This is a genomic window from Streptomyces curacoi (assembly GCF_001513975.1).
Lineage (GTDB): Bacteria > Actinomycetota > Actinomycetes > Streptomycetales > Streptomycetaceae > Streptomyces > Streptomyces curacoi.
This window is the reverse complement of the sequence record NZ_KQ947988.1, coordinates 444,083-459,291: the sequence shown is the minus strand read 5'-3', so window position 1 is coordinate 459,291 and position 15,209 is coordinate 444,083. Positions and strand designations below refer to the sequence as shown.

The window sequence follows — 15,209 nt, the reverse complement described above, 5'->3', positions numbered from 1 at the left end:
ATCTACGATCTAAGGAGATGAAAATATGACTCATTGCGAATCTAGCCCCAAACGCCAACAAACGGGAAGAAAAAGGGCTGAATGGGGCATGGGTTGTGATGAAACATTGAGGGTCCGTCGTGCATGTCTGCCCCGTGTCCACCCCCTCACGTAGAGTGCCGAAGATGGCACACAGCCCCGTAACTCTTTCGAGTGACCGTCGTTGAGAGGGCGGAGGCGGTTGAAAGAACAAGCGCTCGGGCAGGTGTCCGAGACGGTCGACCGCACAGGTGACGATTTCGTACCAGCCTGGAGGCTCAAGGTGACGTGCATCAGCTGCGGAGGGCGGCCATGACATCCGTCCTCGTCTGCGACGACTCCCCGCTTGCCCGAGAGGCGCTCCGCCGCGCGGTCGCGACCGTGCCCGGCGTCGAGCGTGTGACGACGGCGGCCAACGGCGAGGAAGTCCTCCGCCGCTGGGGCGCCGACCGCTCGGACCTGATTCTGATGGACGTACGCATGCCCGGCCTGGGCGGCGTCGAGACCGTGCGGCGGCTGCTGTCCGCCGACCCCGGTGCGCGCATCATCATGCTCACCGTCGCCGAGGACCTGGACGGCGTGGCCCTCGCGGTCGCCGCGGGTGCCCGCGGCTATCTGCACAAGGACGCCTCGCGCGCCGAGCTGCGCGCCACCGTCACGCAGGCCCTCGCCGACCCCACCTGGCGGCTCGCCCCGCGCCGGCTGCGCTCCGCCGAGATGGGCGCCGCGCCGACGCTCACCGCGCGTGAGATCCAGGTGCTGGAGGGCATGAGCCACGGCCGCTCCAACGCCGAGATCGGCCGCGAGCTGTTCCTCTCCGAGGACACCGTCAAGACGCACGCCCGACGCCTGTTCAAGAAGCTCGGCGCCTCGGACCGGGCGCACGCGGTGGCGCTCGGCTTCCGGTGGGGCCTGGTCCGGTAGGTGGGCCTCAGCGGGGGCACGGGGATCCCCGCCTGCCGTGCGGCGGGCGGGGCTGCTTTTCCAAGGGCCGGCCGGCGCGCGTACCGCAAGGTGAGCGGGGGTGGCAAGGCGGCCCGTCGGGTGCCCGCTGCTCGTTTCGGCGCGGATGCCGCATCCTTGAGATGTGGAGTCTCTCGGGGACGAGTCGGTCGAGCGGAAGGGGAGGGCGCAGGGGATGAGTGCCGGCGCACCTGCTCATAACGCTTCGGTGCACAACATCGGGCGCGATGCCACGGACCGCACGGCCGCAAGGCACCATGGACCGATGCGCGACGACGAGGCGGCCCAAGCCGCAGGGGCGATCGGTGCGCTCGTCCATCGCGCCGTGGACGGGGACGAGCAGGCCACGCACGATCTGCTCGCGCATGTCCACCCCCTGGCCCTGCGCTACTGCCGGACCCGGTTGTCCCGCCTTCCGGGCGACGCCCGCCACTTCGTGGAGGACCTCGCCCAGGAGGTGTGCGTCGCCGTCCTCCTCGCGCTGCCGCGCTACAAGGACACCGGCCGCCCCTTCGAGGCGTTCGTCTTCGCCATCGCCGCGCACAAGGTGGCGGACCTGCAACGGGCGGCCATGCGGCATCCGGGATCCACGGCAGTCCCGTCCGACGAGATGCCGGAACGCCCGGACGACTCCCTCGGCCCGGAGGAGCGGGCGCTGCTGAGCAGCGACGCCGAGTGGGCCAAGAAACTGCTGGCCAACCTGCCCGAGAACCAGCGGGAGCTGTTGCTGCTGAGGATCGCGGTGGGGCTGACGGCCGAGGAGACGGGTCAGATGTTGGGAATGTCACCCGGTGCTGTGCGGGTTGCCCAGCACAGGGCGCTGAGCAGGCTGCGCGCGCTGGCCGAGCAGTGACGCCCCCTTGGGGCGCCCCCGGATGAACAGGTGACCCCCCGGTTCCGTACGAACATACGAAGCCCGAAGTCACCCAGAACCGTGGAATGAGTGAGCCATGCTTCCCGTTAGCATGGACATCCGCACCGATCAAGGCCATTTGGGGAAGGTGTCATGACTGCCAACGTCGACGGAGTGCCCGACAAATTCGCAACCCTCGGGCTGACCTACGACGACGTGCTGCTGCTGCCGGGCGCATCCGAGGTGCTCCCCAACGCGGTCGACACCTCGTCCCGCATCTCCCGCAATGTCCGGGTCAACATCCCCCTGCTGTCCGCCGCCATGGACAAGGTCACCGAGTCCCGGATGGCGATCGCCATGGCCCGGCTGGGCGGCGTCGGTGTGCTGCACCGCAACCTCTCCGTCGAGGACCAGGTCAACCAGGTCGACCTCGTGAAGCGGTCCGAGTCCGGCATGGTCACCGACCCGATCACGGTGCACCCGGAGGCGACGCTCGCCGAGGCGGACGCCCTGTGCGCCAAGTTCCGCATCAGCGGCGTCCCGGTCACCGACCCGGCCGGCAAGCTGCTCGGCATCGTCACCAACCGTGACATGGCCTTCGAGACGGACCGCTCCCGTCAGGTGCGCGAGGTCATGACGCCGATGCCGCTGGTCACCGGCAAGGTGGGCATCTCCGGCGTCGAGGCCATGGAGCTGCTGCGCAAGCACAAGATCGAGAAGCTGCCGCTGGTCGACGACGCGGGCGTCCTCAAGGGCCTCATCACCGTCAAGGACTTCGTCAAGGCCGAGAAGTACCCCAACGCCGCCAAGGACGCCGAGGGCCGCCTCCTCGTCGGTGCCGCCGTCGGCGCCAGCCCCGAGGCGCTGGAGCGCGCCCAGGCGCTCGCCGCGGCCGGCGTGGACTTCCTGGTCGTCGACACCTCGCACGGCCACAACAGCAACGCCCTCAGCTGGATGTCGAAGATCAAGTCGAGCGTGGACGTCGACGTGATCGGCGGCAACGTCGCCACCCGCGACGGCGCCCAGGCACTCATCGACGCCGGCGTCGACGGCATCAAGGTCGGTGTGGGCCCGGGCTCGATCTGCACCACCCGCGTGGTCGCCGGTATCGGTGTCCCGCAGGTCACCGCCATCTACGAGGCCTCCCTCGCGGCCCGTCCGGCCGGCATCCCCGTGATCGGCGACGGCGGCCTGCAGTACTCCGGCGACATCGGCAAGGCGCTGGCCGCCGGCGCCGACACCGTGATGCTGGGCAGCCTCCTCGCCGGCTGTGAGGAGTCCCCGGGCGAGCTGCTGTTCATCAACGGCAAGCAGTTCAAGTCGTACCGCGGCATGGGCTCGCTCGGCGCGATGCAGTCCCGCGGCCAGGGCAGGTCGTACTCCAAGGACCGCTACTTCCAGGCGGAGGTCGCCTCCGACGACAAGCTCGTCCCCGAGGGTGTCGAGGGCCAGGTGCCCTACCGCGGCCCGCTGGCCAACGTGCTGCACCAGCTCGTCGGCGGTTTGCGCCAGACCATGGGCTACGTGGGCGCCGCCACCATCGAGGAGATGGAGTCCAAGGGCCGCTTCGTGCGCATCACCTCGGCGGGCCTCAAGGAGAGCCACCCGCACGACATCCAGATGACGGTCGAGGCGCCGAACTACAGCAGCAAGTGACGCGCACGCGCGCGTGAGCCGTACCGAGGGCGGCCCCGGAGCATCCGGGGCCGCCCTTGTCGTACCCGTCGGCGATACTGGAAGACGCTGAAACGCATCAGGGAAAGGCCACAGACGTGACTGAGATCGAGATCGGGCGCGGCAAGCGCGGCCGCCGGGCGTACGCCTTCGACGACATCGCCGTCGTCCCGAGCCGTCGTACGCGGGACCCGAAGGAGGTCTCGATCGCCTGGCAGATCGACGCCTACCGCTTCGAGCTGCCGTTCCTGGCCGCCCCCATGGACTCGGTCGTCTCCCCGGCCACCGCGATCCGCATCGGCGAGCTCGGCGGCCTCGGCGTGCTGAACCTCGAAGGGCTGTGGACGCGGTACGAGGACCCGCAGCCGCTCCTCGACGAGATCGCCGAGCTGCCCACCGAGGCCGCCACGCGCCGGCTCCAGGAGATCTACGCCGCTCCCATCAAGGAGGAGCTGATCGGCGCCCGCATCAAGGAGGTGCGCGACTCCGGCGTGGTCACGGCCGCCGCGCTCTCCCCGCAGCGCACCGCGCAGTTCTCCAAGGCGGTCGTCGACGCGGGCGTGGACATCTTCGTCATCCGCGGCACGACGGTCTCCGCGGAGCACGTCTCGTCCTCGCACGAGCCGCTGAACCTGAAGCAGTTCATCTACGAGCTCGACGTCCCGGTGATCGTCGGCGGCTGCGCCACCTACACCGCGGCCCTGCACCTGATGCGCACCGGCGCGGCGGGCGTCCTGGTCGGCTTCGGCGGCGGCGCCGCGCACACCACGCGCAACGTGCTGGGCATCCGGGTCCCGATGGCCACGGCGGTCGCTGACGTGGCGGCGGCCCGCCGTGACTACATGGACGAGTCCGGCGGCCGGTACGTGCACGTGATCGCGGACGGTGGCGTCGGCTGGTCCGGCGACCTGCCCAAGGCGATCGCCTGCGGCGCGGACGCCGTGATGATGGGCTCCCCGCTCGCCCGCGCCACGGACGCGCCGGGCAAGGGCCACCACTGGGGCATGGAGGCCGTCAACGAGGAGCTGCCGCGCGGCAAGAAGGTCCACCTGGGGACGGTCGGCACGATCGAGGAGGTGCTGACGGGGCCGTCGCACACTCCCGACGGTTCGATGAACTTCTTCGGTGCGCTGCGGCGGGCCATGGCTACGACCGGGTACAGCGAGCTGAAGGAGTTCCAGCGGGTCGAGGTCACGGTGGCGGACTCGCAGCACATGCGGTAGTCCGTACGGCGTGATGGGGGCCGGTCGCCTGTGAGGCGACCGGCCCCTTCGCATGCCGTGGGCGCCACGCGGGGCGTGTGGCGTGGCGCGGGGGCGCGTGGTTGCGTTCGAGGCGGATACGGCCTGGTCAGCCGGCCTGACAGCGATAACGTCCGTATCGGCGCCCCGGGTTGCTGGAGCGCCCCCTTCCAAGGACCTGGTCCGGACCCCGCCCTCGGGGCCCGGCCCGATTCCGACGGACCGTCCACCGGGCTACTGGGCGGTGTCGTGGAAGGGGGCGCCGATGGGTCGCCACCGCAAGCCCACCCGCTGGGACCGGATCCGTCTGTGGACGGTGAAGTGCCGGAGGAGGTGGATCTTGCGAATTTTCGGATGGTGAGCGGCCGCCCCCAAGCGACCTAGGGGCGGACACTCCGTGATCCATCCAGGAGCCTGCCGCAGTAGCCGCTGCGGTGGGCTCCACCTTGTTGGCGGATGGTGAGCGGCCGCCCCCAAGGCAACTAGGGGCGGACACTCCGTGATCCATCCAGGAGCCTGCCGCAGTACCCGCTGCGGTGGGCTCCACCTGTCTCCGTAAGGTACCCGCGCCGCGCCCCGCATGCCACCAGCCCCGGGTGCCCGCCCCGCCCACGCGCCCCCTGTCACAACCGATGCGCCGCCCCCGTAGGCGCCGCCCCCCGCGTGTCCAGCAACAGCTGTGCCTTCACCGACAGCCCCTGCAAGTCATACGTCCGATGCTGCTGAAGCAGAATCGTCAGGTCGGCCTCCGCAACAGCCTCGTACAGGGCGTCCGCGCGCGGCACTGGACGCTCCAGGACGCTCCAGGACGGGACGTACGGGTCGTGATAGCTGATGCAGGCGCCCAGCTCCAGCAGGCGGATCGCGACCTCCTGGGCGGGCGTGGACTGCTGGTCGGCGAGGTCGGGCTTGTAGGTGACACCGAGCAGCAGCACGCGGGCGCCCCGGGCCGACTTGCCGTGCTCGTTGAGGAGGGTGGCGGCGCGCTGGACGACGTACCGGGGCATCTGGCTGTTGACCTGCTGGGCCAGCTCGACCATCCGCAGGGTGCGGCCCGCGTGGGCGGTCAGGTCCTGCGGGACGGCGTGGCCGCCGACGCCGGGGCCGGGACGGAAGGCATGGAAGCCGAACGGTTTGGTCTCCGCGCAGCGGATGACGTCCCACAGGTCGACGCCCATGTCGTGGCAGAGGACGGCCATTTCATTGACGAGCGCGATGTTGACGTGCCGGAAGTTGGTCTCCAGCACCTGCACGGTCTCCGCCTCGCGCAGTCCACGCGCGCGTACCACCTTGTCGGTGAGGCGGCCGTAGAAGGCCGCGGCCGACTCGGTGCACGCGGGTGTGAAGCCGCCGATCACCTTGGGGGTGTTGGCCGGTGTGAAGGCGCGGTTGCCGGGGTCGACTCGGCTGGGGGAGTAGGCCAGGTGGAAGTCGCGGCCGGCACGCAGTCCCGAGCCCTCTTCCAGGAGGGGCCGCAGGATGTTCTCCGTGGTGCCCGGCAGTACGGGCGACTCCAGGATGACGGTGGTGTGCGGGCGCAGTCGTGCGGCCAGGGTGCGGGCGGCGGCCTCCACCTGGCTCAGGTCGAGCCCGCCGTCCGCACCGGCCGGGGTCGGTGCGCAGATGACGGCGGTGCGCACGCGGCCGAGCTCGGCGGGGCTGGTGGCGTGCCGGAAGCCCCCCGAGAGCATCCGGCGCAGTTCGGCGGGACTGAGAGAGGCGGCCTCGGGCCCGGTCCGGTAACCGAGCGTGGCGATGCCGGCGGCCACGGCGGCCTGTGCCAGGGGCAGGCCGTACGGGCCGAGTCCGATGACGGCGAGATCTGCGGGCATGGCGTGGGCCGTCCTTCCCAATAACCGAAGCGGGGCAGGTGCGCAAGCCCTGTGGACAGGACGAGGGAGCGCAATGTCAGACTAGGAGTAAATATGACCTACTTGCGGCATTGAATGATCGCGTTTCCGTGAGTGTTGTCCACAGGCTGGGGGCGCGTGGTGGCTGAAGTCGGGCAACCCGGTCAGAATTTGGGCATGGGGGGTACGAACCGGGCTTCGCCCGACGGGTGCGGCCTACGCGACCGATGAGCGGGAGGCAGCGGTGAGGACAGCGACACTGGGCCCGGCGGAGCGCGCCGAGTCACTCGCATCAATGGCCGAGCGCGAGCTGGACCTACTGGTCGTGGGCGGTGGCGTCGTGGGCGCGGGCACCGCCCTCGACGCGGTGACCCGCGGACTGTCCACCGGCCTGGTCGAGGCCCGGGACTGGGCGTCGGGCACGTCCAGCAGGTCCAGCAAGCTGATCCACGGCGGCCTGCGCTATCTGGAGATGCTCGACTTCGCGCTCGTACGGGAAGCCCTCAAGGAACGCGGCCTGCTGCTGGAGCGGCTCGCCCCGCATCTGGTCAAGCCGGTGCCGTTCCTGTATCCGCTGCAGCACAAGGGCTGGGAGCGCCTGTACGCCGGTTCCGGCGTCGCGCTCTACGACGCCATGTCGATGGCCCGCGGCCACGGGCGGGGCCTGCCGCTGCACCGCCACCTGAGCCGACGTCACGCCCTGCGCGTCGCCCCCGCCCTGAAGAGGGACGCGCTGGTCGGCGCGCTGCAGTACTACGACGCTCAGATGGACGACGCCCGCTATGTCGCCACCCTCGTGCGTACCGCGGCGGCGTACGGCGCGAAGGCTGCCAACCGGGCGCGCGTGACCGGGTTTCTGCGCGAGGGCGAACGCGTCGTCGGCGCCCGCGTGCAGGACGTCGAGGCGGGCGGGGAGTACGAGATCCGCGCCAAGCAGATCGTCAACGCGACCGGTGTGTGGACCGACGACACGCAGTCGATGGTGGGAGAGCGAGGCCAGTTCCACGTGCGCGCTTCCAAGGGCATCCACCTGGTCGTGCCCAAGGACCGCATCCACTCCTCGACGGGACTGATCCTGCGTACCGAGAAGTCCGTGCTGTTCGTCATCCCCTGGGGCCGGCACTGGATCGTCGGCACGACCGACACCGACTGGGACCTCGACAAGGCGCATCCGGCCGCGTCCAGCGCGGACATCGACTACCTGCTGGAACACGTGAACTCGGTGCTCGCGGTGCCCTTGACGCGGGACGACGTGGAAGGTGTGTACGCGGGGCTGAGGCCGCTGCTCGCCGGCGAGTCGGAGGCCACCAGCAAGCTCTCGCGCGAACACACCGTGGCGCACCCCGTCCCCGGGCTCGTCGTCGTGGCCGGCGGCAAGTACACGACATACCGGGTGATGGCCAAGGACGCGGTGGACGCGGCGGTGCACGGGCTCGACATGCGGGTCGCCGAATGCGTCACGGAGGACATTCCGCTGGTGGGCGCGGAGGGATACCGGGCGCTGTGGAACGCGCGTGCCCGGATCGCGGCGCGGACGGGGCTTCATGTGGTGCGGGTGGAGCACCTGTTGAACCGGTTCGGATCGCTGACGGAGGAGGTGCTTGAGCTCATCGCCGCCGATCCGACGCTGGGCGAGCCCCTGCAGACCGCCGACGACTATCTGCGCGCCGAGATCGTCTACGCCGCCTCGCACGAGGGGGCGCGGCACCTGGACGACGTGCTGACGCGGCGTACGCGCATCTCCATCGAGACGTTCGACCGGGGGACCCGGTGCGCGCGCGAGGTGGCCGAGCTGATGGCTCCGGTGCTGGGCTGGGACAAGGACCATGTCGAGCGCGAGATCGAGCACTACCGGAAGCGGGTGGAGGCCGAGCGGGAGTCGCAGCGGCAGCCGGACGATCTGACGGCGGACGCGGCGCGGTTGGGGGCGCCGGACATCGTGCCGTTGTAGTGCTTCGGCGGATTCCCGCCGACAGTTGTGGCTGGTGGCTGGTGGCTGGTGGCTGGTGGCTGGTGGCTGGTTGTCGGGCGCCGGTTGGTGGCTACTGGTTGCTGGTCGTCGGGCCGCCGGTTGGTGGTTGCTGGTCGTCGGTCGGGTCGACGCCGGCCGAACGCGCGCCGACGGCGGGAGAACGTCACCCGAACGGGTGGCCGGAGTCGGGATATCCGCTCGAACCTCGTCCGTTCTACCAGGTGCGAGGGCAGAACTCGGCGGAGAGCAGCCGGGGTTCGAGACCGGGAGCTGCGATCGCCGTCGTGTTCACCCGGAAGGTAAGGACACGACGACCGCCGACGGTGGCCGCGGAGCGCACGTAGCTGCCGGAGATGCGCCCGTTGTGCCCCCATACGACGGTGCCGCACGGCAGTTTCACGGGAAAGATGCCCATGCCGTACGAGCCATGCGCGGCACGGGTGTCGAGCATCTCGCGCAGCCAGCGCGGGGGAAGCAGCCGGCCGCCGAGCAGGGCGGCATAGAAGCGGTCGAGGTCGGCGAGCGTGGTCACCAGCTCGCCCGCGGCCCCAGCCACCCGCGGGTCGAGTTCGGTGACGTCGGCCCCGTCGGTGGCGAGGGCACGGCCGTGCGGGGAGGGAAGAGTGGTGCGGGATCCAGGGAAGGAGGTGCCGGTCAGACCCAGCGGGACGATGACGCGGCGCTCGGCCTCGGCGGCGTAGGAGTGGCCGGTGACCTGCTCGACGACCAGGCCGAGCAGAACGTAGTTGGTGTTCGAGTAGGAATAGCTGCCACGGTCGGCAGGGGGGTGGGTGAGTGCGATGTGCACGGCCTGAAGCGGCGTGAGGGGGACGGCGCCTTTGGTGTCGGCGGCGAAGTCGTACAGGCCGCTGGTGTGGGTCAGCAGGGAACGAAGGGTCAGCGCGCGCCCGTCGTTGCCGACCCCGCGCACCAGGCCCGGCAGATGCTGCTCCACCGTGTCGGACAGGGACAGCCGGTGCTCGACGGCCAGTTGCAGTACGACCGTCGCGATGAAGGTCTTCGTGATGCTGCCGGCGCGGAAGTGGTCGGTGCGGGCGATGCCCTGGCCGGCCCGGGCGTAACGGCTGCCGGTCTCCTCGCGGGCCAGCAGGGCCGCGGCGGGGGCCTTGCCCCGGGTGACGAGCAGCGGGAGGAGGGCGTCCGTCGCCGGTGCCGTGGGTGCCGGCGCGGCCGGGGTCAGAGCGAGGAGGGCCAGGGCCACGGAGACGGTCACCAGTGTTCGAAACGGCGGCATCGCCGGTCGTGCCATGGCGCGTCCTTCCCTTGTCGCGGCTCATCATGCCGGGCGGCGGAACGTGCGATTCAGCGGGGTCCGGGTGTGTCGCGACCGGGAGGTTCGGGTCCTGCGGTGGCCTGCTGGGACGAGGGGCACCCTGGGCGTCGGGCACTTGTCGGGTGAGAGACAATGGAGGCTCTGTCAGGGCGGGTTGTATGCGGGTTGTATGAGGGGACGCATGTCGGAGGCGGAGCGGGCGGGGACATCTCGTCAGGACACTCGTCAGGACAACCGCGAGCGTCTCCTGGCGGGGCGGTACCGGCTGGGCGAAGTGCTCGGCCGGGGCGGCATGGGCACGGTGTGGCGTGCCGTGGACGAGACGCTGGGGCGGACCGTCGCCGTCAAGGAGCTGAGGTTCCCGTCGAACATCGACGAGGAGGAGAAGCGGCGGCTGATCACGCGCACCCTGCGTGAGGCCAAGGCGATCGCGCGGATCCGCAACAACAGCGCGGTGACGGTGTTCGACGTGGTCGACGAGGACGACCGGCCGTGGATCGTGATGGAACTCGTCGAGGGCAAGTCGCTCGCCGAGGTCATCCGGGAGGACGGCCTCCTGGAGCCCAAGCGCGCGGCCGAGGTGGGCCTGGCCATCCTCGACGTGCTGCGGTCCGCGCACCGCGAGGGCATCCTGCACCGCGACGTGAAGCCGTCGAACGTCCTGCTGGAGACCGACACCGGCCGGGTCGTGCTCACCGACTTCGGCATCGCCCAGGTCGAGGGCGACCCGTCCATCACGTCGACCGGCATGCTCGTCGGCGCGCCGTCCTACATCTCCCCGGAGCGGGCCCGCGGCCACAAGCCGGGCCCGGCGGCCGACCTGTGGTCGCTGGGCGGGCTGCTGTACGCGTCGGTGGAGGGTGTGCCGCCGTACGACAAGGGCTCCGCGATCGCGACGCTCACGGCGGTGATGACCGAGCCGCTGGAGGAGCCGAAGAACGCGGGACCGCTGAAGGACGTCATCTACGGCCTGCTCACCAAGGACCCCGCCAAGCGGCTCGACGACGCCGGTGCGCGGGCGATGCTCAACGCCGTCATCCACGCGCCCGAGCCCAAGTCCGAGCCGGAGCTGGACGCGACGAGGGTCGTGCCGCTGCCGCCACAGCCCGGCGGACCCGCGGACAAGGGCCGTTCGGGCAGCGGCGCCGGGTCAGGGGCCAAGCGGGGCGAGGAGGCCGCTGAGCGGTTGCGCGGGGCGCTGCGTTCGGTGCGCAAGGCCGCGGCGAGCGCGGGGACGGCCGGATCGGCGGTTGTGGCTCGTGCCAAGTCCGGCAGTGGCACGGCGGTTGCGGGGACCGGCGGTGGTACGGCCGGCGGGTCGTCCACGGGAGCCGGTGAGCCCGGGGCGTCGTCGGGGTCCGGGACTTCGGGCCGGGCGTCCGGTGCCGGGGCGGGCGTGGCTGCCGGGTCCGTCGCCGGTGCCGAGGCCAAGGCCGGTGCGGAGGCCGGTGAGGGTGCCGGGGCCGGTGAGCGGGATGCGCAGACGGTGAACGGGCAGAGTGCCGGGCGGAGTTCGGGGTGGCCTGTGATGCCGCCGCCGGATCTGCCGCCGCGGCCCGTGCCGAGGGCGCCGCTCACCGATGTGGTGCCGAAGCGGACGCTGGTGATCATCGCGGTGGTCGTGGTGCTGGCCGTGCTCGGTGTGGTGCTGGCCTTTGCGCTCGACGGCGACGGTGACGGGTCGAAGGCTTCCGCGAGCGGCGGCGGCCCCAAGGCTTCCGCCGGCGCGAGCGCGAGCGCCGACACCAAGCAGGACGAGAGCAACGGGACTCATACGGACGGCGAGAACTCCGCGTCCGCGTCGTCGGGTTCGGGTTCGGGTTCCGGGGCGGAGGCCGGGCGTACGCCGAGCGCCGGAGCGAGCGCGACCGGCGGGAGCGGTGCCGAGGCGGGGTCCGGGAGCGACAGCGGGGTGGTCTCGACCCACAAGGGGAGCCAGGGGTACTCGATCGGGCTGCCGAAGGGATGGAAGTTCCAGTCCTCGGGGCCGGCGGGCGACCGGTTCACCGGGCCCGACGGGCAGAAGCTGCTCGTCGCCTGGACGACCACGCCGAAGGACGACCCGGTGGCGGACTGGAAGAACCAGGAGCGCGGCATGGTGCGCTCGCAGTACAAGAGGATCCGAATAGAGGAGGTGGACTACCGCGGTTGGAACACGGCCGACTGGGAGTTCACCTATGTCGAGGGCGGTACGAAGTACCGGACGATCGACCGCGGGTTCGTCGTGTCCGACGATCTCGGACATGCGCTGATGTACACCGCGAAAGCCTCGAATTGGGACAGTGGCCTGCGCAAGGACACCTGGAAGACGCTGACGGGTTCGTTCAAGCCGAAGTCGTGAAGTGAGCGAAATTCGGTTTGGGCTCGCGGCGGCGGGGATTGAGGCGTGAGATACGGCAACCGCTCTTTGCGAGTTGCCTCCGGCACGTATCGTGAGTGCTTCCGGACCGTACGCATTCAGTCGTGCGTCGGGAACGGGACGCAGGGCGAGCGGAATTGACCACCGGGCGGCCGGGGGAGGCAACGTGGACGACTATGCGGGTCGGGTGCTCGCCGACCGCTACCGCCTGCCCCTGCCGCCCTCCGACGAGTACGAACTCACCGAGACCCGGGCCTTCGACACCTACAGCGGGCAGGAAGTCCTCGTCCGGCAGGTGCCGTTGCCGGAGGTCGTCGAGGCGGAGGTGCTCGACGCCGAGGGTTTGCCCGACGGCTTCACCGCTCGGGACGCACGGGACCGCGGGGGGCTGCGGCGGCCCTCGGCGCGTTCGAGTACGCGCCGGCCCAGCGATCCCGCCGTGCGGCGGGCGGTCGAGGCGGCGCAGGCCGCGGCGCGGATCCCCGACCATCCGCGGCTGGACCAGGTCTTCGACGTGTTCGCCGAGGGCGGTTCGCTGTGGATAGTGAGCGAGTGGGTGGCCGCGCGCCCGCTGGCCGCGCTGCTCGCCGAGAAGCCGCTGACGCCGTATCGGGCGGCCGAGGTCGCCTCCGACGTCCTCATGGCGCTGCGGGTGCTGCACGCCCATGGCTGGGTCCACCGGAACATCACCGCGCGCACGGTGCTCGTCTGCGACGACGGCCGGGTGATGCTGACCGGGCTGGCGGTCGGGGCCGCGGAGGAGGCGCTGTGCGGGTATGACCCGGTGCCGGTGGAGGACACCGACGGGGGCGGCGGGACCGGGGCGTTCGACGGTGGGCCCGGTGCCGGGGGTGAGGATCCGGAGGCTGCTCGGCGTGCCGCCCTTCAGGCGCGGGTGAGCGGGGCGGGCGCGCCCGGGATCGACGGGACCGGCGTCGGTGGCATGGATCCCGAGGCCGCCCGGCGTGCCGCCATCGAGGCGCGGGCCACCGGGGGACTGCCGGTGCCCCGGGCCGGCGCGGGCAGCGGGACGGGAGCGTCCGGTGCGGGACCGCGCGGCGCCCTCGAAACCGGCGGGGACATCAGGGCCGCGCGGGCCGGAGCGATCGCGGCGTATCGGGCGGGGGCCCGTGCGGCGGCCCGGGTGCAGGAGGCGCAGCAGAGCGGGCGAGCCGCACTGCCCGGTGCCCGCCCGGCGCCCGAAGACGGCCCGGCCGCCCAGGCCAACGGCTCGGCGCAGCAGCCGTACTCCTTCGGCAGCGGCACCACCACACCCTCGGGGCAGATAGCCGACCCGTACGGCGTGCAGGCCACGCCCTGGCACGGGGCCATGCCCAGGAGCGGAGCCGGTGGCGCCGCGACGGACGACGGCCTCGGCCGCACGGCACTTCCCCCGGCGGGCCCGGACGCCCAGCCCGGCCCCGGCACGCCTCCGCTCCCGGGCGTGCCCGCACCGGGCGTCGGAGGCGTGCCCTCTCCCGGCGCCCCCGTGCACGGCGTGCCCTCACAGGTCGGCGCGCCCACCCCGCCCTCCCTCAGCAAGTCGCCCGACCCGCCCGCCCGTTGGGACGACCTCGTGGCCGGCGCCCCCGTCCGCCGCGGCCCCACCACCGCGCTCGCCGCCGAGCGAGCCCGGCAGGCGCGGATGGCCGTCGTCGGGCCGGTGACCGAGCGGTGGGCGCCGGAGCAGGCCGGGCCGGTGCATGAGAACTGGCAGCTGGCCGCGCCGATCGGGCCCGCCACCGACCTGTGGGCGCTGGGGGCGCTGCTGTTCCGTGCCGTGCAGGGGCATGCGCCGTATCCGGAGGAGTCGACGGCCGAGCTGGTGCAGCTGGTGTGCGCGGAGCCGCCCGCCTTCGCCGAGGAGTGCGGGCCGCTCAGGCCGGTCGTGGAGTCGCTGCTGCGTCAGGACCCCACCGACCGCCTCGACTTCGAGGAGCTGCGGGGCTGGCTGCGGTCGCTGGTGCGGTCCGCGCCCGAGCCGGAGGCGGGTGCCCATGTCGTCGCCGCCCCGCCGGCCGACCCGAACCGGCTGCCGATCGTGCGGCGCCGGGGCGAGCTGGTGCGCCGTCGGCGGGCCGGGCTGCCCGCGCATCACGGGCGGCACAAGCGGGCCAGGCAGGAGGCGCGTTCGCCGAAGCGACTCGGCCGTACGCTGCTGCTGCTCGTCCTGCTCGGCATGGCCGCGGCGATCGCCTACGCCATGCTGTTCATGCCGAAGGCCGACCCGGGAGGCGGCGGCACGGCCGACGCCGGTCGCACCGGCGCCGCGGGCCAGGCCACTCAGGCGGCGCCCGAGCAGTCCGCCGACGCGAGCAGTGAGCCGCGGCCCGACCAGACCTCACCGGGGTCCGGCAACGACCCCTCGGAGTCGGCCGGTTCCACCGAGACACAGACCACCGGCCCCGAGCTCCCCGACGGCTTCACCCTGCGCGAGGACCCGGCGGGCTTCCAGATCGCCGTGGCCAACGGCTGGGACCGCACGCCGGAGAACGGACGCGGGCAGGTCGTGTACTCGCACGGCGACTTCGACCTCATCGTCGTACCGGGCCGGGACACCGCGGAGCGGTACGGCAGCGACCCGATGGTCTACCAGCGGGAGCACGAGCGTGAGTTGCAGCCGTACCGGGACTCCAGCTGGGCCTCCTCCAGCGGGCTGAAGACCATCCAGGTCGGCGAGCGGACCATGGCCGAGGGGCAGTTCACCTGGACCGACGACGAGGGGCGCGAGCTGTTCGTGCGCAATCTCGCGATGCTGGTCGACGGGCGGTACCACGTGGTGCAGGTGCGCGGTCCGGAGGCCGAGCGGGACGAGGTGACGCGGCTGTTCGAGCAGGCGTCGGCGACCTATCGGGTCACCGGCTGATTCCGCCCGCGAACCCTGGGTGACAGTACGTCGCGGTTGCTTCCCGGCGCTGGAAGCGACAACCATCACAGTGCGGTCTCCATGGCACCCCCGTGGTTCCGGTCACGTCGGCCGGTCCT

Annotated in this window: 9 protein-coding genes; 7 read left to right on the top strand and 2 right to left on the bottom strand. The window is 71.6% G+C overall.

Translation table 11 applies throughout. The features are described from left to right. The first annotated feature begins 330 nt into the window (after positions 1-330). From AQI70_RS18720 to AQI70_RS18705, 4 genes are all read left to right on the top strand, one after another. Complete coding sequence (locus AQI70_RS18720; protein WP_003948568.1) at positions 331-942, top strand: response regulator transcription factor; 612 nt, start codon at positions 331-333, stop codon at positions 940-942. 304 nt (positions 943-1,246) lie between these two features. Next, positions 1,247-1,834 (top strand): sigma-70 family RNA polymerase sigma factor, encoded by a 588-nt coding sequence (locus AQI70_RS18715; RefSeq protein WP_003998749.1) that lies wholly within the window; start codon positions 1,247-1,249, stop codon positions 1,832-1,834. A 153-nt stretch (positions 1,835-1,987) separates the two neighbouring features. Beyond that, the gene (gene guaB / locus AQI70_RS18710; protein WP_062151175.1) at positions 1,988-3,490 is read left to right on the top strand and encodes an IMP dehydrogenase; all 1,503 of its coding nucleotides are present in this window, start codon (positions 1,988-1,990) and stop codon (positions 3,488-3,490) included. Positions 3,491-3,606: 116 nt separating this feature from the next. Further along, positions 3,607-4,731 (top strand): GuaB3 family IMP dehydrogenase-related protein, encoded by a 1,125-nt coding sequence (locus AQI70_RS18705; RefSeq protein WP_062151172.1) that lies wholly within the window; start codon positions 3,607-3,609, stop codon positions 4,729-4,731. 641 nt (positions 4,732-5,372) lie between these two features. On the opposite strand, the gene AQI70_RS18700 is transcribed toward AQI70_RS18705, so the two are convergent. Continuing rightward, positions 5,373-6,581: a nucleotide sugar dehydrogenase gene (locus AQI70_RS18700; RefSeq protein WP_062151169.1), complete on the bottom strand. Its 1,209-nt coding sequence runs from the start codon at positions 6,579-6,581 to the stop codon at positions 5,373-5,375. Positions 6,582-6,843: 262 nt separating this feature from the next. On the opposite strand from AQI70_RS18700, the gene AQI70_RS18695 reads away from it, so the two are divergent. Next, a complete protein-coding gene (locus AQI70_RS18695) occupies positions 6,844-8,550 on the top strand; it encodes a glycerol-3-phosphate dehydrogenase/oxidase (protein WP_062151166.1) in 1,707 nt (568 codons plus the stop codon). A gap of 235 nt (positions 8,551-8,785) precedes the next feature. Here AQI70_RS18695 and AQI70_RS18690 read toward each other — a convergent pair whose 3' ends face one another. Beyond that, positions 8,786-9,826 carry a serine hydrolase domain-containing protein gene (locus AQI70_RS18690; protein ID WP_062151163.1) on the bottom strand — a complete coding sequence of 347 codons (1,041 nt, stop codon included), beginning with the start codon at positions 9,824-9,826 and terminating at the stop codon, positions 8,786-8,788. Positions 9,827-10,046: 220 nt separating this feature from the next. On the opposite strand from AQI70_RS18690, the gene AQI70_RS18685 reads away from it, so the two are divergent. Together AQI70_RS18685 and AQI70_RS18680 are read left to right on the top strand one after the other, a co-directional pair. Beyond that, entirely contained in the window at positions 10,047-12,206 is a 2,160-nt protein-coding gene (locus tag AQI70_RS18685) for a serine/threonine-protein kinase (RefSeq protein ID WP_062151160.1), read from the top strand. 184 nt (positions 12,207-12,390) lie between these two features. After that, positions 12,391-15,090: a protein kinase gene (locus tag AQI70_RS18680; protein ID WP_062151157.1), complete on the top strand. Its 2,700-nt coding sequence runs from the start codon at positions 12,391-12,393 to the stop codon at positions 15,088-15,090. The last annotated feature ends 119 nt before the right edge of the window (positions 15,091-15,209 follow it).

Coding starts and splice junctions, on each gene's coding strand:
- AQI70_RS18720 (WP_003948568.1), top strand. CDS start 331: ATGACATCCGTCCTCGTCTGCGACGACTCCCCGCTTGCCCGAGAGGCG.
- AQI70_RS18715 (WP_003998749.1), top strand. CDS start 1,247: ATGCGCGACGACGAGGCGGCCCAAGCCGCAGGGGCGATCGGTGCGCTC.
- guaB (WP_062151175.1), top strand. CDS start 1,988: ATGACTGCCAACGTCGACGGAGTGCCCGACAAATTCGCAACCCTCGGG.
- AQI70_RS18700 (WP_062151169.1), bottom strand. CDS start 6,581: ATGCCCGCAGATCTCGCCGTCATCGGACTCGGCCCGTACGGCCTGCCC.
- AQI70_RS18690 (WP_062151163.1), bottom strand. CDS start 9,826: ATGCCGCCGTTTCGAACACTGGTGACCGTCTCCGTGGCCCTGGCCCTC.
- AQI70_RS18685 (WP_062151160.1), top strand. CDS start 10,047: ATGTCGGAGGCGGAGCGGGCGGGGACATCTCGTCAGGACACTCGTCAG.